Origin of the sequence: Aeromonas sp. QDB39 (genome assembly GCF_027707585.1) — a bacterium.
GTDB classification, from domain to species: Bacteria; Pseudomonadota; Gammaproteobacteria; order Enterobacterales; family Aeromonadaceae; genus Aeromonas; species Aeromonas hydrophila.
Map to the genome: position 1 here is coordinate 1 of NZ_JAPCIV010000011.1, position 25082 is coordinate 25082.

A 25082-nucleotide genomic window follows, 5' to 3' on the forward strand; every position below is an offset into this window, starting at 1 on the left:
GCGCTGGCCCGCTGTGATGCCGATAATCCGGTGTTTTATGAGGATGAAGTCGATATAGACCTCAATCCCAAATTAGGAGCCGACTGGATGTTCAGAGCGCAGCAAAAGCGGGTTGTCACACCGGGGCAGAATGCCAAGCATTATCTGGCAGGCGTTCTCCACGCAGGCAACGGAAGGGTACTTTACGTCAGCGGGATCAAGAAAAACTCATCGCTGTTTATTGCCATGCTGGAAAAGCTGCGCCACCACTACCGACGAGCCAAAACCATCACGTTGATCCTCGATAACTACATCATTCACAAAAGCAAACAGACCGAGCGATGGTTGAAGAAGAATCCCAAGTTCTGCCTGGTGTTCCAGCCAGTTTACAGCCCTTGGGTTAATCACATAGAACGGCTATGGCACAAGTTACATGAAACCATCACGCGCAATCATCAATGCAGAGGGATGGCAAACCTGCTGGCCCGAGTGAAACACTTCATGGATACCGTGTCTCCTTTCCCGGGGAATGGCTATGGCACAGCGAAGGTGTAGCACTATTGGGATCAGTTATTTAGGGGGCGTTCGCCAGCGGATGCAAACCGGGATCCGGTTTCTATGAGGTGGCTCAACAGAGTGAAATATATTCACTTTGCTATTCAATGCATGACCAGAATGACCAATAAAGGTGATGGCGCTCCCACTTTTTGCCATGCAGGTGGCTGATGGTGCCTTTATTCACGTCAATTCTGGTTACCAGCTGTAAATCCCAGGTTAATGATTCTGACCAACTTGCAGGATATTATCCCGGTTTTGCATAGCTATTTATTTTTCGGCCTGGCGAAGGGCTTTTCATAAGGCCAAAAATATGCCTGAAGTGAGCCGCAAGAGAGCCCTTGAAATAACATTCAGCCCATCTGCATGGCAATAAGCTGGGGTGGCAAGAGTGGATGGAAATGAGGGGCGCCGTTCACGGCCGGATGCGGCAACCAGACGGGCAGGATGGAACCCTGCATATGCCATATATTTTCAGCGCCGCGAACAGGACCTGGCTGCGCGGGCGCCGTGCGTCAGTGCCCTGTCTGAGGGAAGGGCACGGCGCATTTACCCGGCCCCTGGCAGCCAATATTGTGAGAGCGAGTCAACCCATGATGGAGAGAGTCCCATGACCGAGAAGCTGATTGACGATAAGCAACCCACCCCGGATCCGGCGGAGCAGAATGCCTTTTTCCCTTCCCCCTATTCATTGAGCCAGTTCACTTCGCGCAAGTCGGATCTGGCGGGGGCCGACTATCCCGTCCCCTATCGTGGTGGCCGCTGGAAGATCCTGCTGATCGGGGCCGATGAGCGCTATCTGCCCACCGACAACGGCACCCTGTTCTCTACCGGCAACCACCCGGTGGAAACTCTGCTGCCCATGTATCACCTCGACAAGGCGGGCTTTGCCTTTGAGGTGGCCACCCTGTCGGGCAATCCGGTCAAGTTCGAGTGGTGGGCCATGCCGACGGAGGATGAGGCGGTGGTGGGGCTCTATGGCAAATACCAGGGGCAGTTCCGCCAGCCCGCCAAACTGGCGGATCTGCTGGCCCAGGTGCAGGCCCCCGATTCGGACTACCTCGGCGTGTTCATTCCCGGCGGGCACGGCGCCCTGATGGGGTTGCCCGAGAGCGCCGAGGTCAAGGCGCTGCTGGAGTAGGCGATGGCCCACGAGCGTTTCATCATCACCCTCTGCCACGGGCCGGCGGCCTTGCTGGCGGTGGCCAATCCGCACACCTTCGCCGGCTACCGGATCTGCGCCTTCCCCGATGCGCTGGATGAGCAGACGCCGGCGATCGGCTACATGCCGGGTCGGCTCACCTGGAAGTTTGGCGAGCGGCTCAAGGGGATGGGGTTTGAGATCGTCAACAGCGGCATCTCGGGGGAGGTGTGTCGGGATCGCAATCTGCTGACCGGTGACAGCCCGCTGGCCGGCAATCCGCTCGGCAAGCTGGCCGCCACTACCCTGCTGGAGGCGGTGAGCCGCCGATAGCATCATGCCCCTCGCAAGAGGGGCTGGCAGCGCTGAGCAGGAAGGAAATCAGGCAGAAAATAAAACCGCAGGGCCGTCGCGTGACGGCCCTGCTCTATTGGGTCTGGACCAGGCTTGGTTTCAGGTATGGCTCAGGCGGGATAGAGGGCACCCAGCACAGCGGGGCGGCTGGCGCCGGCGTATGGGAGGGCAGGTTGCCCTCCTTGTTCAGGGGGCGCCTTGGACCAGGCATGGGTCAGGCAGGATAAAGGGCACCCAGCACGGCGGGGCGGCCGGCACCGGTGACAGCCGGCAGGTTGCCGGGTTGGCGGTGGATAAAGCGCTGCGCCAGCCAGGCAAACGCCGCGCCTTCCATCCAGTCGGGGGCGATCCCCAGCTCGGCCGTGTTGGCGATGCGCCAGCCGGGCAGCAGGCTGGCCAGCTCCGCCAGCAGCGGGGCGTTATGGGCGCCTCCGCCGCAGACATACAGCTCGGGCCGGCTCTGCGCATCAGCCAGTGCGGGCAGCTGGCGGGCGATGCTGTGGCAGGTGAGCGCCTGCAGGGTGCGCTGCACATCCGCCGGGGCATGGGCGCGGCCGGCCAGCTCGCCATCGAGCCAGTCGAGGGTAAACATCTCGCGCCCGGTGCTCTTGGGGTGGGGGGCGGCAAAGTAGGGGTGAGCCAGCAACTGCTCCAGCAGTGCAGGGATAAGCTGGCCGCTGGCCGCCCACTGGCCGCCGGCATCGTAACCGGCTCCCTGGGGGTGATGGCGGCGATACCAGCCGTCGAGCAGGGTGTTGGCCGGGCCGGTATCAAAGCCATAGACGCCGTCGGCCTGGCCCGGCAGCACCGAGATATTGGCGATGCCGCCGAGGTTGAGCACCACCCGCAGGGCGCCGGGGCGCGCAAAGAAGGCCTGATGGAAGGCGGGCACCAGCGGCGCCCCCTGGCCGCCGAGGGCCATGTCCATGGTGCGAAAGTCGGCCACCACATCGATGCCGGTCAGCGCCGCCAGCAGGGCCGCGTTGCCGATCTGCAGGGTAAAGCCAAGCTGGGGGCGGTGGCGGATGGTCTGGCCGTGGCTGCCGAGGGCGCGAATATCTTTAGGTTCAAGCCCCGTCTTGGCCAGCAGGGCGTGGGTGGCGGCGGCAAATTCGCGCGCCACCAGATTGTCGGCCGCCCCCATGCGGTCGATCTCGTTGTCGCCCGGGGTGCAGAGGGCGTGCAGCTCGTGCGCGGTGGGCCAAGGGTGGCTGAGAGCCGCTTCGACCCGCAGTTCATCCCCCTCGATCAGCACCAGCACGGCGTCGATACCATCCATGCTGGTACCGGACATCAAGCCGATATAACGCTCGCTCATGACTGCTCCTTGTGGGTCAATTGCCGCCGTTGGCCCGCTTGTTCTGGGCCAGCTGCAGCTCCGGGCTGTTCAGCTTGGCCAGCTGGGGCATGGCCTGCGCCTTGAAGTTGGCCAGCACCCGTCCGCTCAGCGTCTCGGCCTGCGGCAGATTGAGGGTGCGCGGGTTCTTGTGCACGCCGCCCACCACGAATTCATAGTGCAGGTGCGGCCCGGTGACCCGTCCGGTCCCCCCCAGATTGCCGATGGTCTGCCCCTGCTTCACCCGCTGCCCCTTGTTGACGGTGCGCTTGGAGAGGTGCAGGTACTTGGTCACGTAGTCGCCGGCGTGCTTGATGAAGACGTAGTTGCCGTTGAACTGGTTGTAGCCAGCGGCCACCACGCTGCCTGAGCCCGCCGCCATGATGGGAGTGCCCACCGGCGCCACGTAGTCGATGCCGTTGTGGGGACGCACCTTGCCGGTGACCGGGTGCAGCCGGCGCGGATTGAAGTTGGAGCTGATGTATTTGAAGTTGACCGGCGCGCGCAGGAAGCTCTTGCGCATCGCCTTGCCATCCGGGGTGTAGTAGTTGCCGTCCTCGTTCAGCACGGCGCGATAGGTGGCACCCTGGTTGACGAACTCGGCGGCCAGGATGTCGCCGGAGGCAACCCGCTCGTCATCCTGATACTTCTCTTCGTAGACCACCCGGAAGCTGTCGCCCGGTTGCAAGTCCTGGGCGAAGTCGATGTCCCAGCCGAAGATGGCGGCCAAGTCCATGATCTGATCCTCGGTCATGCCGGCGTCGACGGCGGCGCCCCAGAAGCTGGAGCGGATCTCGCCCTTGGCTACTTGTTCGCGGGTGTCGAGTTCGAGTTTGACCGGTCTGGCCACGAAGCTGTCGGCCTTGCGGCTCACCTTGAGCGCCTGCTCCAGACTGTGGGGGTAGTAGAGGCTGTGCAGCTCGCCGCCCTTGGTGAGCTTGAAGGTGAGCTCCTGGCCCGGCTTGAGCAGGCGCAGGGTATCCGTGCCCTCGAGCTGATCGATCAGGTGCAGATCCGTGGTGCTGAGGCCGAGGCGCTGGAAGATGACCCCCATGTTGTCGCCGCTGCGTACCTTCACCTGCTTGGTGATGTAGCTCGGCTTGGGCGGGGCGACGGGCTTGGCTTCGGCCAGCAGCGCCTCCTCGTCGACCTGCTGCTCGATGGCCAGCTCGTTGCCGTTGTCATCGACCCGGGTGGCGACCGCCTGTTCGCTGGGCCAGGCCGCCAGCATCATCACCATGATGCTCAGGATCAGCACCATCTTGCGGTGCCAGTGAGGGAGAGAGTTGAAGGCGTGCCAAATGACCATGAGAAGCAGACGAAGTTGAGCCGGGAAGAATGTCGGAGTTTACCGCCTTTCCAATTGGCCCGCCATTCCAGTAATATGTCTGGCCCTGTGGAATCGTGATTGGAGAGTCAAAAAATGTCCCAGCTCGAGGTGGCGCTAGCCGAGATCAAGCGCGGAGCGGAAGAAATTCTGGTGGAAGAAGAACTGGTCGCCAAGTTGAAGGAAGGGCGCCCGCTGCGCATCAAGTTGGGGATGGACCCGACGGCTCCCGACATTCATCTGGGTCATACCGTGATCCTCAACAAGCTGAAGACCTTCCAGGATCTGGGCCATGAAGTGATCCTGCTGATCGGCGACTTCACCGCCATGGTGGGTGATCCCTCCGGCAAGAACGCCACCCGTCCGCCGCTCTCCGAAGAGGCCATCAAGCACAACGCCCTCACCTATGCCGAGCAGGCGTTCAAGATCCTCGATCCCGCCAAGACCCGCATCGAGTACAACTCGACCTGGCTGAGCGAGCTGGGCGCGACCGGCATGATCAAGCTGGCGGCCAAGCAGACCGTGGCCCGCATGATGGAGCGCGACGACTTCAAGAAGCGCTACAGCAACGGCCAATCCATCGCCATTCACGAATTCCTCTATCCGCTGCTGCAAGGCTATGACTCGGTCGCGCTGAAGGCGGACGTCGAGCTGGGCGGTACCGATCAGAAGTTCAACCTGCTGATGGGCCGCGAGCTGCAAAAAGATGCCGGCATGGCGACCCAGTGCGTGCTGATGATGCCGCTCTTGGTGGGCCTCGACGGCGTCAAGAAGATGTCCAAGTCCGCAGCCAACTACATCGGCGTACACGATGCCCCGGGCGAGATGTTCGGCAAGATCATGTCCATCACCGACGATCTGATGTGGAACTACTACGAACTGCTCTCCTTCCGTCCGCTGGCAGAAATTGAAGAGTTCAAGGCAGGCATTGCCGCCGGTACCCTCAACCCGCGCGATGTGAAGATCTGGCTGGCCAAAGAGATCATCGCCCGTTATCACGACGAGGCGGCGGCTGAAGCGGCCCATGAAGATTTCACCCAGCGCTTCTCCAAGAATGCCATTCCGGACGAAATGCCGGAAGTCGAGCTGGCACTGGAAGGCGAAGGGCTGGCCATCGCCAACCTGCTCAAAGATGCCGATCTGGTGGCCACCACCTCCGAAGCGCTGCGGATGATCAAGCAGGGCGCGGTGAAGCGCGATGGCGAGAAGCTGGAGGATGGCAAGGCACTCATCGGTGCCGGTACCGCCGTCTACCAGGTCGGCAAGCGCAAGTTTGCCCGGGTGACCGTCAAGTAAGTCGCCACTTCTGGCGCCGCCATAAGAAAGGCCTCCCTTGCGGAGGCCTTTTTGTTGGGTCATTGACCGGGTCGGTTGGGATCAACCCTCGGTTTTCAGGAAGTTGCGGTAGAGCATGTAGAGGTGGGCCGAGCTCCAGCTGAAGTTGCTGGCCCCCTGCATGGCGCCGGTCTCCGGGTTGTAGTTCTCGCGGATGGGGCCGCTGCCCGCCAGCCCCTCGGCGTTGGCAAACAGCTTGTTGACCAGCGTCTGGGCATCGCTGCGATAGCCGTAGTTCTCCAGCCCCTTCACCCCGAAGTAGAACTGATCCAGCCAGACCCGGCCGCGCCAGTAGATGTCGGGGTCGTAGGCCGGGTTGGTCAGCGCCGCCGTGCCCAGCGGCACCTTGGTGTTGAACTCCTGGGCATTGAGCATCACCTCGCGTACCCGCGCCGCCTTCTCCTTGTCCGCCACCTCGGCCCAGAGCGGACTCCACCCTTCCGGGCCGCGGCCACGGGCGGTCAACAGCTTGCCGACGCAGCCGTTGGCGTCGGGCAGATCCCCCTGGGCTATCTGGCGGTCGTAATAGAAGCCGGAGGCCTCATCGAACAGGCAGCTGTTGATGTAGCCGGCCAGCTGGGTCGCCCCTTCGCGATAGCGGCTCGCCTCGTCCGGCTTGCCGAGCAGCTCGGCCATGTCGGCCAGGATGCGTTTCTCCTTGGCGAGGAAGGCGTTGAGCTCCACCGACTCCTGATCGATGGAGAAGCCGATGAGGCTGCCGTCGTCCTGATGGTTTTCGAAGAAGAAGACGTTCCAGTCCTGGCGCGCCTTGGCCATGTCGCCGCCATAGGTCTTGTCGGCATAGCGCTTGAGCTGATCCGGCTCGATAAAGCCGAAGCGGGCGGCGTTGTCCATGCCGGACTCCCAGCCGGCCCCGTGCTGGGCGCCGATATCCATGTCGGCGTAGCCGCCAACGCTCAATACCTGCTGATAGAGCGCCATGCCGGCGCAGCCATACCAGCCATCTCCCTCATCGGTACAGCTCGACAGATCCAGCCCGGCCGGTGCCCCCGCCGGGTACTGCACCTTGAAGGTGATGTTGCCGAACTCGTCGTTGTGCTCGACGTGACGGGTGGCGCCATATTCGATGATGCCGTTGCGGTTGTTGTCCCGCGCCCGGTACCACCAGTCGTGATAGGCCTGGATCTTCGGGTACATCTCGGCGATGAAGGCCTTGTCCTTGGTGGCGCTGTAGATCTCCCAGATGGCCCAGGCGGAGAGAGGCGGCTTGGTGTCGCGCTCGTTCCAGTTGCCGCCGTCGCCACCGCGATCGGCGAGCTTGTTGTAGAAGACGGCGTCGATCACCATGCCGGCATCCTGCGGCCGAACCGGGTCATCGGCCTGGATCTGGTAGTCATACATGGCGCGCACGTTGTTCTTGGCTACCTCGGGGTTGAAGTGGGCCATGGCGTAGGCGTGCTTCCAGCTGTCCCAGGCCCAGACCCCGTCGAACCAGCGGGCGGTGTTGGAGGGGGTCACCCCGTCGTGCAGGATGGCACCGGCCGGCGAGCGCCAGTTGCCGTTGAGGGTCTCCATCGCCTTGACCGCGATACGCCGCTCCGATTCCGGGATCCCCTGATTGGAGAGGCCGCGCGCCAGGTAATCCTCCCAGCGGCGGATGGAGTCATCGAAATGGCTGGCGGGGTCGGCCAGCAGCGCCTGGCGGCTCTGCTCGAAACGACTCGCTTCAGCACTGCTGTGGACATAGCTCTGCAGGGTGTAGATATCCTGCTGGCCCTTGGCAGCCAGGGTGAGGCTGGCCTCGCTCACGTAGCCGAGCTCCTGCTCGTCGAGGGTGGTGCGACTGGGCAGGGTGCGATCGATGCGGTAGCTGGCGCTGCCGCTTTGCATGATGTTCCAGGTGCTGCGCAGTTTGCCGAACTGGAATGCCACGCCGCGCTCGGTCTGGCTGATGGAGCGGGTCCAGGCGGGGTACTGCTCGGCGACCGTCTTGTTGGCATCCCACTGGTTGAGCAGCTCCCCCTGCCAGTTGAGCTTGAGGGTGAGGGGGGCGTCAGTGTGGTTGATGAGGCGGGTGCGAACCAGCGCAGTGCGGGCATCGCCGTAGCGCAGCTCCAGCTCCAGGGTGAAGGGGTCGAATTCGAAGCGCTGCACCAGCGCCCCCGGGATGGCGTACAGCGCCTGCTTGCTGGCGCTGGTGAGCGGGAAGGCGCGGCCGCTCTCGTCGCTCAGGGTCAGCTTGTCCAATTCGCTTGCGAAGAACAGGCTGTACTCCTCGGCGATGACCATGGGGCCGGTAAAGCCGCCCCATTCGCTGTCGCTGGCGGGCAGCAGGAAGCCGTGCCAGGCGCCGAGATCGAGCAGCGGGTTGTATTTGAGGTTGGAGTAGCTGTCAAAGTCACGGAACTGGAGCGGGGTGCCGCTGCGGTCGATCACGTTCTGATACTGGTTCGCCAGGGTGGCGCTGGGGGCGGCCGGGCTGCTGGAGTCATTGCCGTTGCAGGCAGTGAGGCCGAACAGGACGACGCTCAGGGTGACGGATAGTAAACTTTTACGAAACATCTCTCGCTCCAATGACAGTTTTTGTAGGTTAAGGAAGGTGTTTTTTAGTGCTTGTTTTAGTGAAAGCGTTTGCGAGAGCCATTATAGGGCGATTTTGAGGGGATTATTGGCGCTGCATCACAGTGCCGGAGGGGCTGGTGTGAGCCGGATCACCCGGTTACACGAGGTTACATAGTTTGATGTTTTAGTAACTATTTACTTGTCTGGCGGCAGCCAGCGAGAGAAAGGAGGGGCAGGTGCGCAGGTATTGATAGGGGGTCAGGCCGAACTCCTGCTTGAAGCGGGCGGCAAAGCGGCTGGGGGAGTCGTAGCCACAGGCGAGGGCCGTCTCCAGCGGCGCCAGCCCCTGCTGCAACAGGGTGAGGGCGTGGCTCATGCGCACCTGGGTCAGCAGCTGGCGAAAGCTGCGCCCCTCGGCGGCCAGCTTGCGCGCCATGGAGGCGCGGCTCATGGCGAAGTGGGGTGCTACCCCCTCCAGGGTGTGATCGGCGCCCGGCTCCACCCCAAGGTAGCGGGCCAGCCGCTCGCCTAGGGTCATGGTGTGGGCGGGAAACAGCAGGTCGAGCCCGCCGGCGGCCTGCAGCTCGGCATAGAAGCCCTGCAGCAGCTGGACCTGGGTGGCCTCATGGAGCCGCCGATCCGCCATGGAGCAGACCAGCTCGAAACAGAAGGCCAGCGCCGGACTGACCGCCAGGCGCGGCTCCCTGAGCGGGCCGGCCTGGGCGGCGCCGAGCCATTCGACGGGGGGCGGGGTCAGCAGGGTCAGCGCGCGGGAGCGGAACTTGCCCTGCTCCGGCTGGTTGACGAAGGTGAGCTGGTGACCGGCCGGGATCAGCAGCCAGCTCGCCTGATCGAACGCCAGGCGCTTCTCCTGCCACCATAACTGCTTGTGACCCTGCTCCACCCAGATGATGGTGGGGGCGTAGATGAGCACCCGGTGCAGCGGCTGCTGGCGGATCCCGAGATAGTGGTGCAGTTGCAGCAGCGGCGTGCTCATCCGGCTGGCTCCTAGGGGGTGACGAAGGTGGCGGTCAGGGTGGCCTTGCCAAGGGCCATGCTGTTGAGCATGTAGCCTACCATGGCGGGCGGGGTGTCTGCCTTCACCTCCAGGGGCTGGGGCAGGGCCCAGGCGGTAAACTGGTAGCGGTGCATGCCGTGGCCGGCGGGCGGGCAGGGGCCGCCGTAGCCCTGGCTGCCGAAGTCGGTCTTAAGCTCCAGCCCCTGCTTGAGCTTGCCGGAGGCGTTGCTCGGCAGTTCGTTCTGACTGGCCGGCAGGTTCACCACCAGCCAGTGCCACCAGCCGCTGCCGGTGGGGGCGTCCGGGTCATAGGCGGTGATGGCGACGCTCTTGGTGCCGGCCGGCAGGTCCTGCCAGCTCAGCTGGGGCGAGCGGTTGTCACCGCTGCAGCCAAAGCCGTTGAAGCTGAAGGCCTTGTCCATCAGCTGGCCTTCGTGGATGTCGCTGCTCTTTAGGGTCATGGCACTGGCGGGCAGGGCCGCCACGCACAGCAGGGAGAGCAGGGTGGTACGCTTGGCAATCTTCATGGTGAGGCTCCTCGGTGGATGATGGGATCAGTCTAGCGAAGAGGAGGAGGAGGTGAGTGACCCAACCGCTCAAAGTGGCCTGCTTGCTGCCAGGATATGAGTCGTTGTGTTGATTGCTGGTGAGTGTTGCGAAAGTGCGGTGGTGCGCCTGGGCATAAAAAAACCGGCATCATGGATGCCGGTTTTTTACTGTGTTGACAGCTGATCGCACGACTTAGCGCAGGATCATCTCGTCACGGCCCGGGCCGACGGAGACCATCGGCACCGGTACGCCCAGCAGCTCTTCGATGCGCAGTACGTACTGCTGAGCCGCTTTGGGCAGCTCGGCGAAGGTACGGCAGCCGGTGATGTCTTCGCTCCAGCTTTCCATCACTTCGTAAACCGGCTTCAGACCGGCAGTTTGCGGCCAGATCGGGTTCTCGGTGTGGGCACCTTCGTAGGCGACGCAGATCTTCAGATCCGGCAGACCGGTCAGGCAGTCCAGCTTGGTCAGCGCCACTTCGTTGGCAGCCTGCAGCTCGACACCGTTCTTGGTGGCGACGGCGTCGAAGTAGCCGACGTCACGGGGACGACCGGTGGTGGCGCCGAACTCGTTGGCGATCTTGCGGAACTCGTCCTGGTTCTCCATGGCGGTCAGCAGGGTGCCGGTACCGACGGAGGTGCTGAACGCCTTGGCGACGGCGATGATGCGCTCGGGACGCAGACCCGGCAGGCCGCCACCGATGCCGGCATAGGCGCCGGACACGTGGGAGGAGGTCACCCAGGGGTATTCGCCGTAGATCAGGTCACGGCCGGCGCCCAGCTGGGCTTCGAACAGCAGGGTCTTGCCTTCGGCCTGCAGCGCTTTGAGCGGCATGCTGACGTTGCAGACGGAGTCGATCCAGGGTGCGGACACTTCCAGCAGCCAGTCGGCCATCTCCTGGGCGGTCTGGTTGAATTCGAAGGTCGGGTAGAGCGCTTTGAGCTGCGGCAGTTTCCAGTCGAGGAAGAATTGAATGCGCTCGACCAGTACTTCCGGCTGTTTCAGCCAGCCCACCAGGATCGCTTTCTTCATGACGCGATCGCCATAGGCGGGAGCGATGCCCTGACGGGTGGAACCGTAGGCGCCGTCGCCCAGACGCTGCTCTTCCAGGGTATCTTCCATGGCGTGCAGCGGCAGGCAGAGGGTAGCGCGATCAGAGATGGCCAGCTTGGGAGTGACGCCGGAGGCTTTCACTTCGTCCAGCTCGACGGTCAGTTTCTCGGGGCTGATCACCATGCCAGGGCCGAGCACGACCAGGCAATCCGGGTTGAACACACCGCTCGGAACCTGGTGCAGCTTGAAGGTGCCAAGGTCGTTGACGACGGTATGGCCGGCGTTGTTGCCGCCCTGGAAGCGAATGCTGGCGCCTGCTTGGCCTGCCAGATAATCCACGATGCGGCCTTTGCCTTCATCACCCCAGTTGGCACCTACGACTACGATAGACGACATGACTCTTTCTCCTAAGACGTTAGGCGATCATCCTAGGAGGCTCAGGAGGATTAGAAAAATTAATTATCTTTATAATTCCGATAAGAGAGTCATATAATTGCGGTGAATTTATCGGCAAACCGCCCCACTGCCGTGCCGACGTCCCCGTCAGGGGCCCGTGCGGCCGTGGCGGCACAAGAGGATCCCCATGCTGGATATTCACTGGCTGCACACCTTCGTCACCCTGGCCCGGCTGCAGCACTTCGGCCAGACCGCCACCGAACTGCACATGACCCAGCCCAATGTGAGCCTGCACCTCAAGAATCTGGAGCAGGCCACCCGGGTCAAACTCATCGAGCGCAGCCCGTTTCGGCTGACCCAGGCCGGCGAGCGGCTGCTGCAAAGCGCCGAGCGCGCCATCGCCGAGCTGCAGCTCTGCCAGTCCGATCTCAACGCCCTCAATCAGCTGAGTCAGGGGACGCTGGCCATCGCCGCCAGCGACATCATCTCGCGCCTGCTGCTCATTCAGCCCTTTCAGCGCTTCAAGCAGGAGTTTCCCGGCATCGACCTCACCCTGTTCAATACCACTTCGGATCAGGCTGCTGAGCTGGTCAAGGCGGGCAAGGCGGATCTGGGCTTCGTGATGGCGCAAAAGCGCAGCGAGCCGCTGTTCTACACCGAGCTGCAGCAGGTGACCTGGTGCGCGCTGGGCCACGGTCTCGCCCGCTGGCAGGCGCGGGCAAAGGCGGGGGAGAGCGATCCCCTCGACGAGCCGACCCTGATCCTGCTGGGGCACGACACCCGCACCCGGGCACTTATCGACCCCTCTTTGCCGCTGCTCGGTCTGCCCAGCTGCCGCATCATGGAGGTGGGCAGCGTGGACGCCCAGCTCGACTGGGCCGAAGCGGGCTTCGGGGTGGCCATAGTGCCGGACTTTTCCATTCACCCGCGGCTCAAGCTGACCGCCCCGGTGACCCGGCTCACCGACTTTCCCGGCACCAGCTTGGGCTATGTGGTGCGCCAGAATCAGGTGCTGTCGCGCGCCATCAAGCAACTGCTGCACTGGGTGGAGCAGGAGATCCAGCGCCCGCAGCCGTTGCCGGACGCCAGGGCGTGAGTCCACCCAATATCGAAATAAAAAGAGGCCACCCTTGGGTGGCCTCTTTCGTTGTGGCTGTTTGGCGGTCTTACTGGGCTGGCACGCCGTCCCCGGTCGGTGAGGCGGCGCTCGGTGCGGCCGGTGCCGGTGCTGTTGATGCCGGTTCTGTGGGGGCCGGCGAGGCGGGTTGTTCCCCGCTCATCACGGCAGAGGGGCTTGGCGCGGCCGTGCCCGTCAGCTTGCCGCCCTGCTCCACGGCGGCCCCTTCGAGCACGGTACTCGCACCCGGCTCGGTAGTTGTGGCTGCCGAGGGGGTCGGCAGCAGGGCGCCAGGGGTCTGCCCGGACGAGGTAGCGGGCGCGCCTTCCGGGGAGGGGGCGCCCGTCTCGCCGGCAGGTTGCTTCGCGTCCTCACCGGCGGGGCGTTCCACTTCGGTGGGCTGCGCCGCTGAGGTGGCCGGAGCCGGGTTCAGGGCTTCGGGCTGCAGGGCGGGGGCGGCATCCGCCATGCCGGCGTGGCGCGGCACTTCCGCCTCGCCCTGCATCCCCTCCAGGGTGAGGGCGGTGAGGGCTGGATGGAGGCGGGTGAATTGCTTGAGTCGCCCGTTCAGCACGTCGCGCACGGTGCGCACCTCGCCCTCCGGCAGGCTGGCCAGCGCCACCAGCTCGGCGGTGACGGCGAAGGTGTTGACGCCACTGGGTTGGCCCGGGTAGAGGTTGGCGCCGATGCGGCTGCGCTGATAGTAGGGATGCTGTTTGAGCAGCGCGTCGACCTGCTCCCCTTCGATGGGGATGAGGCGCGCCTTGCAGCGGCCGGTGAGATCGCCGATGGCCTGGTTGGGGTGACCTGCCACCACGAAGGCGGCGTCCAGGGTGCCGTCACAGAGCCCCTCCAGCCGGTTGTTGGCCGCGGCGGGGATGACGGGGGCAAAGCTCTTGGCCTGCCAGCCCATGGCATCGAGCAGGGCCTGGCTGGTGATGTGCTCGCCGGAGCCCGGGTTGCCCAGATCGACCCGTTTGCCCTCGATGTCGGCCAGGGTGTTGATGTTGCTGTTGGCGCTGGCGAGCAGGGTCAGCGACTCCTGATGAAGCCGATAGAGGCTGCGCAGCTGGTCGTCGGGCGCCTGACCCATGAAGGGGCCGGTGCTGTGGGCGGCATGGTGCACCACATCGGACTGCACCAGCGCCAGCTGCACTTTCCCTTGATGTAGGGCCTTCAGGTTGGCAAGGGAGCCGGAGGTGCTCTGCACCGAGCAGTGCAGGCCATGGCTGGCCGTCTCTTCATTGAGCAGCCGGCAAATGGCGCCACCGGTCGGGTAGTAGACGCCGTTGAGGGGCCCAGTACCGATGGTGAGATAGGCAGGCGTGGCTGCCTGCAGGGGCAGCGCCAGGGCCGCTGCCAGCCAGGGCAGGGTGCGGCGAAGCAGAGTCGGCAGAGGGTGCAAGGCTGGTTGGGGCATAGTGAACCGGATCAATGGCTGATAAAAGGGATGGGGCTGGCCCATCCCGGTTGGCATTCGGCCACGCCAGCTGCTGGCGGCGGCACTGTACCGTACTTGGCGCCATCGACATCCCGGGTTGCGGGGACGTGGCGGCATGTTGCGAAAATATACCCTATTGCGATCGGATACGGATCTGGCTGACTTCAATATATTGCGGGGCCGGCTGCTGCCGGCCCCGCCACTGCCCATAGGGTGAGGCCATGGGGGAGAACGCGCGTGATCAGCGCGCCAGAATGGCCTTCTCCATGCGGGCCAGCGCCTCGATGAGGCGAGCCCGGGTGCAGCCGAAGTTGAGGCGCACGAACTGGCCGTCACCAAACTGGGCTCCGGGGGAGAGTCCCACCCCGGCCTGCTCGAAGAAGGCGATGGGGTCGTCCAGCCCGAGCGCGCTCATGTCGATCCAGGCGAGGTAGGTGGCCTGGTGGCGCGCCAGCTCGATGCCGGGCCAGCGGGCGACCGCCTGCTCGATCAGGGCCAGGTTGGCGGCCAGGTAGTCGAGCTGTTCGCTGAGCCACTGCTCGCCCCCTTCGTAGGCCGCCTCTGCCGCCACGAAGCCGAGCAGGTTGACGTCGGCACTGATGCCGCGCATCGCCTGCTGCAGCTTGAGGCGCAGACGGGCATTGGGCACCACCGCGAAGGAGCAGCAGAGCCCGGCGATGTTGAAGGTCTTGCTCGGGGCCATCATCACCGCCGAGCGCTCGGCCGCCGCCGGGCTGATGGCACCGTAGGGGATGTGGCGGGCGTCCTTGTCCAGCAGCAGGTCGCAGTGAATTTCATCGGAGCAGATCACCAGATTGTGGCGCTCGGCAATGGCGTCGATGGCCAGCAGTTCCTCGCGGGTGAACACAGTGCCGCCCGGGTTGTGCGGGTTGCACAGCAGCAGCAGATCCGCCGCCGGCGCCTGGCGCTCCAGCTCCTCGATATCCAGCACCCAGCGACCGGCCTCTTCCACCATGGGCACGGTGAGCAGCGGCCGGTCGTTGAAGCCCGGCGCCTGCAGGAAGGGGTAGTAGACCGGCTTGGGGGTGATGATGCCACGCCCGTGCTGGCTCCAGGCCTTGCAGGCGAGGTTGAGACCGGGCACCACCCCGGGCAGGAAGACGATCCACTCGGGCTGGATGGTCCAGCCATAGCGGCTGGCCAGCCGCGCGATGATGAGTTCGATCAGCCGGGGAGAGGGGCGCGAGTAGCCGAAGATGCCGTGGGCGACCCGTTGGGTGAGGGCCTCGATGACGGCAGGGGGGGAGACGAAGTCAGTGTCGGCAACCCACATGGGCAGCACGTCCTGTCCCTTGTACTTGTCCCATTTCAGGCTCATGGTGCCGCTGCGATCTATTTCCCGGTCAAAATCAAACATGTGAAATCCTTATGCTGGCCAGTGGGCTTTCACTGTACGGGGTCGGGGACGGGGTCGCAAGCCTTGAGGTGGCTCTTGATAATGACATAAAATAAGCGACGCCATTTCATGCACTTGCCGAATTTTGGCCAGTTTTCCTCCCTCCAATCAGTGGTAATTCTATGCGTTTGCTGACCGCCGCTCGCAACAGGACGGATCCCGTCTCCCTCTCTTTTCTGGCCGTGACCTTTATGACCGGGGTGGCGGTGGCACTGCAGGTGCCCACCTTGAGCCTGTTCCTGGCCGAGGAGGTGCAGGTGCGCCCCTTCCTGGTAGGGCTCTTCTATACCGTCAACGCGGTGATCGGCATCCTCATCAGCCAGTGGCTCGGCCATCGCTCCGACAACAAGGGGGATCGCAAGCGGCTGATCCTGCGCTGCTGCTTCGCCGGCGTGGTGCTCTCACTGCTGTTTGCCTGGAACCGGCAGTACTGGTTGCTGGTGAGCCTGGGGGTGTTGCTGGCAAGCCTGGCGGCGACCGCCAGCCCCCAGCTGTTCGCGCTGGCGCGGGAATACGCCGACAGCCGCAACAAGCGGGCCGACATGTTCAGCTCGGTGCTGCGGGCCCAGTTCTCGCTGGCCTGGGTGATAGGGCCCCCCATCGCCTTCGCGCTGGCCATCGGCTACGGCTTCGAGGTGATGTACCTCGCCTCCGCAGTGGCCTATCTGCTCTGCGCCTTCGTGGTGTGGCGCTGGTTGCCCTCGCTGCCGCTGCCGGTGATGGACAGCGAGGTGGAGCGGGTCAGCAGCTGGCGGGATCCGTCGGTGCGGGCGCTCTTCATCGCCTCCACCCTGATGTGGACCTGCAACAGCATGTACCTCATCAACATGCCGCTCTACATCACCCGCGAGCTGGGGCTGGAGGAGAAGCTGGCCGGGGTGCTGATGGGCACGGCGGCGGCCCTCGAGATCCCCTTCATGCTGCTGGCGGGCCACTATACCCAGCGCTTTGGCAAGCGCCCCATGATGCTGCTGGCGGTGCTGGCCGGGGTCGGCTTCTACGTGGGGCTGGTGACCCTGTCGAGCCAGCATGCCCTGATTGCGCTGCAACTGCTCAACGCCATTTTCATCGGCATCGTCGCCGGCATCGGCATGTCCTACTTCCAGGATCTGATGCCGGGTCGCGCCGGGGTGGCGACCACCCTGTTTGCCAACAGCATCCGCACCGGCTCCATCATGGCGGGGGCGATAGCGGGGACTGTGGCGGAGATCTGGAGCTTCCACGGGGTCTTCATGGTGGCCATGGGCCTGGCGCTGCTGGCATTGGCCGCCTGCTGGCGGGTGCCGAACGTCTGAAAGCGGAGGGGGCGAGCGGGTCAGCCCGCCTCAATGTCTGATGGCGGTGGGGAGGCGCTCTAGCGGTCGTTGTCGTTCTGGTATTCGTTGCGCAGGCAGCGCAGCAGCAGCTCGGTGGCCGGGCCCAGCGCATCGGCCGACGGGGTCAGCAGATAGGTGTAGAGGTGGCGCTCGTTACCGCTCGCCAGAACCAGCGGTACCAGGGCGCCGCTTGTCAGCTCTTCCTGCACCAGGTGGCGCGGCAGCCAGGCGTAGCCGAGGCCGAGCTTGAGCATGGCGATCACCTCGTGATAGTGGGTCGCCTTCCAGCCGGTGTCGTCCGCGTCGTTCCAGTCCACCGAGCGGTGAATGGGGGGATGCAGGCTGATCTGGTTGTGGCTGGCCAGCTCCTCGGCGGCGATGGCGCCGCCCTGAGTGGCGAGCGGGTGCTCGGCCGAGCAGAGTGGCAGCAGGCACACCTCGTCCAGCGGCAGGCCGGTGCGATCGTGGGGCAGGTGCTCGGAGAGCATCAGATCCCCCACCTGCAGGGCGTTGAAGTGGCAGTGGATGCGCTCGTGCAGATTGACCCGGCAACCCCGGCTGCGGGGATAGAAGTTGGCCAGCGCCCGATAGAGTCGCTCGCGCGGCTGCAGCACCGACACATAGAGGTTGATCTGCGGCTCCCACTGCCGCTCCAGGTTGTTGGCCAGGTTCTCCAGCTCTTCCACCTGCTGGCTGAGCTGACGTGCCCGCTTGAGGAAGATCTCCCCCGCCGGCGTCAATACCGCCTTGCGCCCTCTCACCTCCAGCAGAGCCACACCCAGACTCTGCTGCAGCTTGGCTACCGCATGATTGAGAGAGGATTGGCTCTTGTTCAGCGCCTCGGCGGCCTGGGCGTAGCCGCCACAGTCCACTACGGCCTGAAAGATCCGCCATTGCTCAAACGTGCTCTTGGGACGAAACATATCTCAACCTGATAAGGGAGCGGATGTTGCAACAGGGTGCCGACGGCACCCTATTGAATGTAACCCCATGCGGCGCAGGGTTGCGGTTATTTTGTTGATTTATTTGGGCTGGGCCACAAAGGTCTGGCCGGTTTTGCCCCGGCTGTCCGCGCCCATCAGATAGAGATAGAGCGGCATCAGGTCGGCGGGGGTCTTGAGGTTCATCGGATCTTCGGCCGGGAAGGCGCTGGCCCGCATCTTGGTGCGGGTGCCGCCCGGGTTGAGGGTATTGACCCGCACACCGGTATTTTCCAGCTCGTCCGCCAGCACTTCCATCATGCCTTCGATGGCGAACTTGGAGATGGCATAGGTGCCCCAGTAGGCGCGGCCCTTGCGGCCCACACTGGAGGAGGTGTAGACGATGGAGGCATCGCCCTGCTCCTTGGCGGTCTGGCGGATGAGCGGCAGCAGCGCCTGGGTCAGCAGGAATTCAGATTTGACGTTGACCAGCATCACCTCGTCCCACTCCTGCTCCTGGATGTGTTCGAACGGTGACAGGGTGCCGAGCAGGCCGGCGTTGAACAGCACGCCGTCGAGGCGGCCGAACTGCTGGGCGAAGGTCTCGGCCATGCCAAGGTAGTGGCTCTTGGTGGCGCCTTTGAGATCCACCGGCACGATGGCGGGCAGCGGGTGGCCGGCCGCCTCGATCTGGTCGTAGACCGCCTCCAGCTTGGCGCTGGTGCGGCCGAGCAGGATCACGGTGGCGCCGTGGGCCGCATAGGTGAGCGCCGCTTCGCGGCCGATGCCGTCACCGGCACCCGTGACCAGAATGACCTTGTCCTTGAGCAGATCCCGGGGGGCCTGATAGTTGAACATGACAACTCCTGTTAACAATTCGTGGCAGATGCGCGCGGCAAATAGAGGGGCAAGTGTACTGATCCCGCACGGCGTTTGACCAGTATGAGATGGCAAAAATGTGAATAAATCAGAGGGGTTGTGATTGTCGATTGGCATTTTTGACGGGTTGACGCAGAGTTTTTGCGCACACCGGGCAAACTCCCTAGAATGTGAAAAAATCGTCCCCCCGGGGCACACCAGTGGAGCATCAAGTGGCATTTTTGACCGAATACGGCCTGTTCCTGGCCAAGACCCTCACCCTACTGCTCGCCATCGGCGCCGTCATCCTGATGGTGGTGAGCAGCCGTCGGCCCAAATCCCGCAAGGGGGAGCTGGTGGTGACCGATCTTTCCAGCGAGCTGGAGCAGGGACGTCACCAGTTGCAGGCTGCGCTGGCCGGCAAGGCGGAGCGCAAGCAGCTGGAGAAGGCGCGCAAGGCCGAGCACAAGGCCCGGGGCAAGAGCGAAGATGCGCGCAGCCGGCTGTTCGTCATCGATTTTCACGGCAGCATGGATGCCAAGGAGGTGGCCTCCCTGCGGGAAGAGGTGAGCGCCGTGATAGGGGTGGCCCAGCCGGGCGACGAGGTGTTGCTGCGGCTCGAATCCGGTGGCGGCGTGGTGCACGGCTACGGCCTTGCTGCCTCCCAGTTGCAGCGGTTGCGGGATCGTGACATCAAGCTGACCGTGGCCATCGACAAGGTGGCGGCGAGCGGCGGCTACATGATGGCCTGCGTGGCCGATCAGATCCTGGCGGCGCCGTTTGCCATCGTCGGCTCCATCGGGGTGATCGCCCAGCTGCCGAACTTCAACAAGCTGCTCAAAAAGCACGACATCGAGTTCGAGATGCACACCGCCGGTCAGTACAAGCGCACCATCACCATGTTCGGCGAGAACGACGATCAGGGGCGCGAGAAGTTTCGCGAGGAGCTGGGCGCCATCCACGAGCGCTTCAAGGCATTCGTGGCCGAGCACAGACCCAACCTCGACATCGACATCGTCACCACCGGCGAGCACTGGCTGGCGAGCCAGGCCAAGCAGCTCGGGCTGGTGGACAGCCTCTGCACCAGCGATGACTATCTACTGGCCCAGGCCAGCCAGCACAAGGTGGTCGGCATTCGCTACAGCAAGCCAAAGAGTCTGACCCAGAAGCTCGGTCAGCAGGCCGCGGTGGCGCTGGAGTCCGGTCTTGGTCGATTGTGGCAGCAGAGCCCCTGGCGCTGAGAACCTGTTCCGACCTTACTGCGAGGTCGTGATCAAGGCTCATGTGCTGCTCTGAATCCTCACGTATGTCTATACGCTCCGGTTCCTGCGCTGCTCTTCACCTTGTTGACGACCTCTCGCGACAGTTCGAAAACAGGTTCTAGGAAGCCATTCAAAGGGCAACAAAAAGCCGGGCACTTGCCCGGCTTTTGCTATCCAGAGACTCAGCGCTGGAACGGGTAGACGGAGCCGAGTTTGAGGATCTGGGTCAGCTCGTCCAGCGCGGTGCGGGACTCCATGACCAGGGCCGGATCCCGCAGGTCGTCCAGCGCCAGGCTGTCGCGGTAGTGGCGATCGACCCAGCCATCGAGGCGGGCAAACTGGCTGTCGGTGATGAGGCAGGCCGGGTTGACGGCGGCCAGTTCGGTGTCGTTCATCGCCACCCGCAGCCGCAGGCAGGCGGGGCCGCCGCCGTTGCGCATGCTCTGTTTCACGTCCATGTAGTGCACCCCCTTGATCGGGGTACCCAGGGTCACCAGCTTGGCCAGATAGGCGGATACCGCCGGGTTGTCGCGACATTCGGTGGGGGCGATGATCGCCATCTCGCCGGAAGGCAGGGTGAGGATCTGGGTGTTGAACAGATAGGACTTCACCGCATCCTGTACCGACACCTCGGCAGTCGGCACCTCGATGAAGTGCAGCTCGCCGTCGCCGAACTTGGTGCGCACCTCAGCCAGCGCCGAGGCAGTGTTGAGAAATGCCTGCTGGTGGAAGAACAGCACGTTCTGGTTGCCCACCGCGATCACGTCGTTGTGGAACACCCCCTGATCGATGACATCCGGGTTCTGCTGGATGAAGACCGCGCTCTCATCCCCCAGGCCGTGCAGGCGGGCGATGGCCTGGCTCGCTTCCAGTGTCTGGCGGGCCGGGTAGCGTTTGGGGGCAGGCTGGGAGACGTCGAAGGCGCTGCGGCCATAGACGAACAGCTCGACCCCGGATTCGCCATAGGCACGGCACAGCCGGGTGTGGTTGGCGGCCCCCTCGTCACCGAAGTGGTCGTTCTCCGGCAGGTGCTGGTGGTGATAGAAGTGGCGGTCGTTGTTGAACACGGCGCGCAGGATGCGGCCGGTCACCTCGGGTTCGAGGGAGCGGTGAAACTTGTTGGTCAGGTTGGCGGGGGTGAAGTGGATGCGGCCATCCTGGGTATCGGCACTCGGGGAGACGGTGGCGGCGTTGGCGGTCCACATGCTGGAGGCCGAATAGCAGGCGGCCAGCACGGCGGGTGCCTGCTTGGCGGCCTGGGCCAGCACGCTGGCATCGTTGCCGGTGAAACCGAGGCGGCGCAGGGTGGCGAGATCCGGTCGCTCCTGCGGGGCCAGCACTCCCTGGGTCATGCCGAGCTCGGTCAGTGCCTTCATCTTGCGCAGACCCTGCTTGGCCGCCTCCTTCGGATTGGACGCCTCCTTGGCATTGTTCTGGGAGGCGACGTTGCCATAGGACAAGCCGGCATAGTTGTGAGTCGGGCCGACCAGGCCGTCGAAGTTGACCTCGAAGTGCTTCATTGAGTACATCCTTTCGATTTTTATATGGGTAGCGGTTCCTTCCGCGCACAATGCTGCGGGATGCAGCCATTATAAGGAGATTTTGTCTTTTGTAACAAGCTGATAACGAAACTGGTTTGTTATGTTACAAGAGCGGTTGGTTATGTCGTTTCAAATATAAAAAGAGGGTGGATATAGCATAAAAATAAAAAAGCGGTTGCTTCCCGCGGCTCGGCTTCGCATTAATAAATAAAGAAACAAAGTGGTTCGGGCTGCCGGGCAAATTTGCTCACAAGATTGCTTTTTCCCGTCAAATCTCTTATACAGCCCCACAAAACCGCACACCAACCCCGTCGGGTGCAATGAGGATAATAGTTACAGCATGGGCAAATCACTGGTCATAGTGGAGTCTCCGGCCAAGGCCAAGACCATCAACAAATATTTGGGCAAGGACTACGTGGTGAAATCCAGCGTCGGTCACGTGCGCGATCTGCCCACCAGCGGCAGCGCCAGCAACGAGCCCAAAAAACCTGTCATTCGCGGCATCAAGCTGAGCGAAGCAGAGAAGGCTGCCAAGGATCGCAATGCCCTGTTCTCACGGATGGGGATCAATCCGACCGCAGGCTGGCAGGCCAACTACCAGATTTTGCCCGGCAAGGAAAAAGTGGTCAGCGAGTTGCAGAGTCTGGCCGAGAAGGCTGACACCATCTATCTCGCAACCGACTTGGATAGAGAGGGAGAAGCGATCGCCTGGCACCTGCGCGAGATCATCGGCGGCGACGACAGCCGCTACAAGCGCGTGGTGTTCAACGAGATCACCAAGACCGCCATTCAGGAGGCGTTTGCCCAGCCATCCGAGCTGAACATTCACCGCGTCAATGCCCAGCAGGCCCGTCGTTTCCTCGACCGGGTGGTGGGTTATATGGTCTCTCCGCTGCTCTGGAAGAAGCTGGCCCGCGGCCTCTCCGCCGGCCGGGTACAGTCGGTCGCGGTGCGCCTCATCGTCGATAAAGAGCGCGAGATCAAGGCGTTCGTGCCGGTCGAGTTCTGGGATCTCAACGCCGATCTGCTGACCGCCGACAAGAGCGATCTGCGGATGGAAGTGGTCAGCCGCAACGGCGCCGATTTCAAGCCGGTGACCCAGGCCGAGACCTTCGCCGCCGTGGCCGCCCTGGAAGGGGTCGACTACAAGGTGGTGAACCGGGAAGACAAGCCGACCGGCTCCAAGCCGTCCGCCCCCTTCATCACTTCTACCCTGCAGCAGGCAGCCTCCACCCGGCTGAGCTTCGGGGTCAAGAAGACCATGATGATGGCCCAGCGTCTCTATGAAGCGGGTTACATCACCTATATGCGTACCGACTCCACCAACCTCAGCAAAGAGGCGGTCGAGGCGGTGCGGGAATACATCGGCGAGCAGTATGGCGCCGCCTACCTGCCGAGCGATCCGAACCTGTACGGCGCCAAGGCCAATGCCCAGGAGGCCCACGAGGCGATCCGTCCCTCCAGCGTGCTGGTGACCGCCGAAATGTTGGAAGGGATGGAGCCGGACGCCATGCGGCTGTATGACCTCATCTGGCGTCAGTTTGTCGCCTGTCAGATGACGCCGGCCCAGTACGACTCCTCCACCCTGACCGTCAAGGCGGGTGAGTTCGAGCTCAAGGCGCGCGGCCGTACCCTGCGCTTCGCCGGTTGGACCAAGGCGCTGCCGCCCATGGGCCGCAAGGGCGAAGACAGCCAGCTGCCGGCGGTGACCGTCGGCGAGATCCTCAAACTCGTCAAGCTGGATCCGCGCCAGCACTTCACCAAGCCGCCTGCACGTTTTACCGAAGCGGCGCTGGTACGGGAGCTGGAGAAGCGCGGCATCGGCCGTCCGTCTACCTATGCCTCCATCATCTCCACCATCGTCGACCGTGGTTATGTGCGGGTCGAGAGCCGCCGTTTCTTCGCCGAGAAGATGGGTGAGATTGTCACCGACCGGCTGGTGGAGAACTTCGTCGAGCTGATGAACTACGAGTTCACCGCCAAGATGGAAGACAAGCTCGATGGCATCGCCGAAGGGAGCCTGGAGTGGAAGAAGGTGCTGGACGCCTTCTACGCCGAGTTCACCCAGGAGCTGGAAAAAGCGGACAAGGCGCCGGAAGAGGGGGGCATGCGTGCCAACCAGATGGTGCTGACCGACATCGACTGCCCGGATTGCGGCCGCAAGATGGGTATCCGTACCGCTACCACCGGGGTGTTCCTCGGCTGTTCCGGCTACGCACTGCCGCCCAAAGAGCGCTGCAAGAAGACCATCAACCTGGTCTCCGCCGACGAGTTCGTCTCCGCTACCGACGGTGAAGAGGCCGAGACCGAGGCGCTGCGTGCCAAGCATCGCTGTGGCGTGTGTGGCACCGCGATGGATGCCTACATCATCGACGACAGCCGCAAGCTGCACGTCTGTGGTCGCAACCCGGATTGCGATGGCTACGAAATCGAAAAAGGCCAGTTCAAGCTCAAGGGCTACGAAGGGCCGAGCATCGAGTGTGACCGCTGCGGCTCCGAGATGCAGCTCAAGAACGGCCGCTTCGGCAAGTACATGGGTTGCACCAACGACACCTGCAAGAACACCCGCAAGATCCTGAAAAACGGTGATATCGCGCCGCCGAAGGAAGACCCGGTCCCGCTGCCGGAGCTCAAGTGCACCCAGTCCGACGCCCACTTCGTGCTGCGTGACGGGGCGGCCGGCCTGTTCCTGGCCGCCAGCAACTTCCCGAAATCCCGCGAGACCCGTGCGCCGCTGGTGGAAGAGCTCAAGCGCTTCAAGGAGCGTCTGTCGCCCAAGCACCAGTATCTGGCCGATGCTCCGGCGTCAGATCCTGACGGTAATGCCGCCATCGTGCGCTTCAGTCGCAAGACCAAGGAGCAGTACGTGATGACCGAGGTCAACGGCAAGGCGACCGGCTGGACGGCGCACTACGACAACGGCAAGTGGCAGGAGAGCCTGGCCAAGTCGAAGAAGGCGTGATTGCGCGCAGTTCACACTCTGATGAAAGAGGCCCCTCGCAGGGGCCTTTTTGTTTTCGGATGGCGGTATACTGAAACCGCTGCAAGGATGGCAGCGCTGGACACGGAGGTTGTGATGGAGATTAACGAGATCCGGCCGGGAATGACCTGTCTGACCCGGGAAGGAACCGCCTATGTGCTGGAAGTGGACAAGCAGAGTCTGCTGGTGCTGCTGCAGCGGGAGTACGAAACCATCCCGGTGCAGGTGCGCAGCGACGAGATCCTGGCCCCCATCACCCGGTGAGGCGGGCCGCCATCGTCAAAAGGGCAGGAGAAACAGCAGCTCGGCGAGGTCGGGCTGCCACTGCCACTCCCGCATCCTGACCCGCCCGCCAATCACGGGCACCCCCTCTTCCTGCAGCAATCCCGCCTGTTTATCGAAGCCTGCCGACCCCTTGGGCAGTGAAATGGTGCCCGCCGCGCCCAGTACCCGGTGCCAGGGTAGCACCTTGTCGGTCTCCCGCAGCACCTTGCCCACCAGCCTGGCGCGACCGGGCAGCCCCGCCAGATCCGCCACCTGGCCGTAACTCACCACGCGACCGGCCGGGATCAGGGCGAGGATCGCCTCGATGCGGGCAACTTTGTTCAGCGGGGCAGGGGTCGATTCCATTCTCATCCGGATCACTCGTCAATAACGACAGAAG

Annotated in this window: 20 protein-coding genes and 1 pseudogene; 9 read left to right on the plus strand and 12 right to left on the minus strand. The window is 63.4% G+C overall.

Annotated features, from left to right (window positions below; genetic code table 11):
- The 3 genes and pseudogenes from PG899_RS08025 to PG899_RS08035 form a co-directional block, all read left to right on the plus strand.
- Nucleotides 1-534: pseudogene (locus PG899_RS08025) on the plus strand (IS630-like element ISAhy2 family transposase); the annotation flags it as partial.
- 610 nt (nt 535-1144) lie between these two features.
- A complete protein-coding gene (locus PG899_RS08030; protein WP_232105285.1) occupies nt 1145-1675 on the plus strand; it encodes a hypothetical protein in 531 nt (176 codons plus the stop codon).
- Between the two features lie 3 nt (nt 1676-1678).
- Complete coding sequence (locus tag PG899_RS08035; protein ID WP_232105286.1) at nt 1679-2008, plus strand: hypothetical protein; 330 nt, start codon at nt 1679-1681, stop codon at nt 2006-2008.
- A 235-nt stretch (nt 2009-2243) separates the two neighbouring features.
- Here the strand turns inward: PG899_RS08035 and PG899_RS08040 are convergent, their stop codons facing one another.
- The gene (locus PG899_RS08040; protein WP_190283956.1) at nt 2244-3347 is read right to left on the minus strand and encodes an anhydro-N-acetylmuramic acid kinase; all 1104 of its coding nucleotides are present in this window, start codon (nt 3345-3347) and stop codon (nt 2244-2246) included.
- 16 nt (nt 3348-3363) lie between these two features.
- Nucleotides 3364-4674 (minus strand): peptidoglycan DD-metalloendopeptidase family protein, encoded by a 1311-nt coding sequence (locus tag PG899_RS08045; protein WP_190283957.1) that lies wholly within the window; start codon nt 4672-4674, stop codon nt 3364-3366.
- Between the two features lie 114 nt (nt 4675-4788).
- Here PG899_RS08045 and tyrS point away from each other — a divergent pair, with 114 nt between their 5' ends.
- Nucleotides 4789-5988 carry a tyrosine--tRNA ligase gene (tyrS, locus tag PG899_RS08050; RefSeq protein ID WP_103827013.1) on the plus strand — a complete coding sequence of 400 codons (1200 nt, stop codon included), beginning with the start codon at nt 4789-4791 and terminating at the stop codon, nt 5986-5988.
- 81 nt (nt 5989-6069) lie between these two features.
- On the opposite strand, the gene ygjK is transcribed toward tyrS, so the two are convergent.
- The 4 genes from ygjK to PG899_RS08070 form a co-directional block, all read right to left on the minus strand.
- The gene (gene ygjK, locus PG899_RS08055) at nt 6070-8550 is read right to left on the minus strand and encodes an alpha-glucosidase (protein ID WP_190283958.1); all 2481 of its coding nucleotides are present in this window, start codon (nt 8548-8550) and stop codon (nt 6070-6072) included.
- Between the two features lie 184 nt (nt 8551-8734).
- Nucleotides 8735-9547 carry a helix-turn-helix transcriptional regulator gene (locus PG899_RS08060; protein WP_190283959.1) on the minus strand — a complete coding sequence of 271 codons (813 nt, stop codon included), beginning with the start codon at nt 9545-9547 and terminating at the stop codon, nt 8735-8737.
- Nucleotides 9548-9558: 11 nt separating this feature from the next.
- Complete coding sequence (locus PG899_RS08065) at nt 9559-10095, minus strand: YbhB/YbcL family Raf kinase inhibitor-like protein (protein ID WP_025201329.1); 537 nt, start codon at nt 10093-10095, stop codon at nt 9559-9561.
- 214 nt (nt 10096-10309) lie between these two features.
- The gene (locus PG899_RS08070; RefSeq protein ID WP_029304166.1) at nt 10310-11566 is read right to left on the minus strand and encodes an adenylosuccinate synthetase; all 1257 of its coding nucleotides are present in this window, start codon (nt 11564-11566) and stop codon (nt 10310-10312) included.
- Between the two features lie 187 nt (nt 11567-11753).
- On the opposite strand from PG899_RS08070, the gene PG899_RS08075 reads away from it, so the two are divergent.
- Complete coding sequence (locus PG899_RS08075; RefSeq protein ID WP_011706900.1) at nt 11754-12662, plus strand: LysR family transcriptional regulator; 909 nt, start codon at nt 11754-11756, stop codon at nt 12660-12662.
- Nucleotides 12663-12732: 70 nt separating this feature from the next.
- Here PG899_RS08075 and PG899_RS08080 read toward each other — a convergent pair whose 3' ends face one another.
- Both PG899_RS08080 and PG899_RS08085 read right to left on the minus strand, forming a co-directional pair.
- Complete coding sequence (locus tag PG899_RS08080) at nt 12733-14103, minus strand: TAXI family TRAP transporter solute-binding subunit (RefSeq protein WP_190283960.1); 1371 nt, start codon at nt 14101-14103, stop codon at nt 12733-12735.
- Nucleotides 14104-14365: 262 nt separating this feature from the next.
- Entirely contained in the window at nt 14366-15502 is a 1137-nt protein-coding gene (locus tag PG899_RS08085) for a MalY/PatB family protein (RefSeq protein ID WP_190283961.1), read from the minus strand.
- 161 nt (nt 15503-15663) lie between these two features.
- Between PG899_RS08085 and PG899_RS08090 the strand changes: the two genes are divergently transcribed.
- On the plus strand, nt 15664-16836 hold the full coding sequence (locus PG899_RS08090; RefSeq protein WP_005303290.1) for an MFS transporter: 1173 nt from the start codon (nt 15664-15666) through the stop codon (nt 16834-16836).
- A gap of 59 nt (nt 16837-16895) precedes the next feature.
- Here the strand turns inward: PG899_RS08090 and PG899_RS08095 are convergent, their stop codons facing one another.
- Nucleotides 16896-17780 carry a LysR family transcriptional regulator gene (locus PG899_RS08095; protein WP_045527769.1) on the minus strand — a complete coding sequence of 295 codons (885 nt, stop codon included), beginning with the start codon at nt 17778-17780 and terminating at the stop codon, nt 16896-16898.
- Between the two features lie 99 nt (nt 17781-17879).
- Nucleotides 17880-18635 (minus strand): YciK family oxidoreductase, encoded by a 756-nt coding sequence (locus tag PG899_RS08100; protein ID WP_190283962.1) that lies wholly within the window; start codon nt 18633-18635, stop codon nt 17880-17882.
- A 233-nt stretch (nt 18636-18868) separates the two neighbouring features.
- Between PG899_RS08100 and sohB the strand changes: the two genes are divergently transcribed.
- Nucleotides 18869-19876: a protease SohB gene (gene sohB / locus PG899_RS08105; protein WP_190283963.1), complete on the plus strand. Its 1008-nt coding sequence runs from the start codon at nt 18869-18871 to the stop codon at nt 19874-19876.
- A 203-nt stretch (nt 19877-20079) separates the two neighbouring features.
- Here the strand turns inward: sohB and astB are convergent, their stop codons facing one another.
- Entirely contained in the window at nt 20080-21417 is a 1338-nt protein-coding gene (gene astB / locus PG899_RS08110; RefSeq protein WP_024944132.1) for an N-succinylarginine dihydrolase, read from the minus strand.
- 361 nt (nt 21418-21778) lie between these two features.
- Here astB and topA point away from each other — a divergent pair, with 361 nt between their 5' ends.
- Both topA and PG899_RS08120 read left to right on the plus strand, forming a co-directional pair.
- A complete protein-coding gene (topA, locus tag PG899_RS08115; protein ID WP_043160059.1) occupies nt 21779-24400 on the plus strand; it encodes a type I DNA topoisomerase in 2622 nt (873 codons plus the stop codon).
- Nucleotides 24401-24514: 114 nt separating this feature from the next.
- Entirely contained in the window at nt 24515-24682 is a 168-nt protein-coding gene (locus tag PG899_RS08120) for a hypothetical protein (RefSeq protein WP_005303277.1), read from the plus strand.
- A 15-nt stretch (nt 24683-24697) separates the two neighbouring features.
- On the opposite strand, the gene PG899_RS08125 is transcribed toward PG899_RS08120, so the two are convergent.
- Nucleotides 24698-25054, minus strand: coding sequence for an MGMT family protein (locus tag PG899_RS08125; RefSeq protein ID WP_024944134.1), 357 nt, complete (start codon nt 25052-25054; stop codon nt 24698-24700).
- Between the last annotated feature and the right edge of the window lie 28 nt (nt 25055-25082).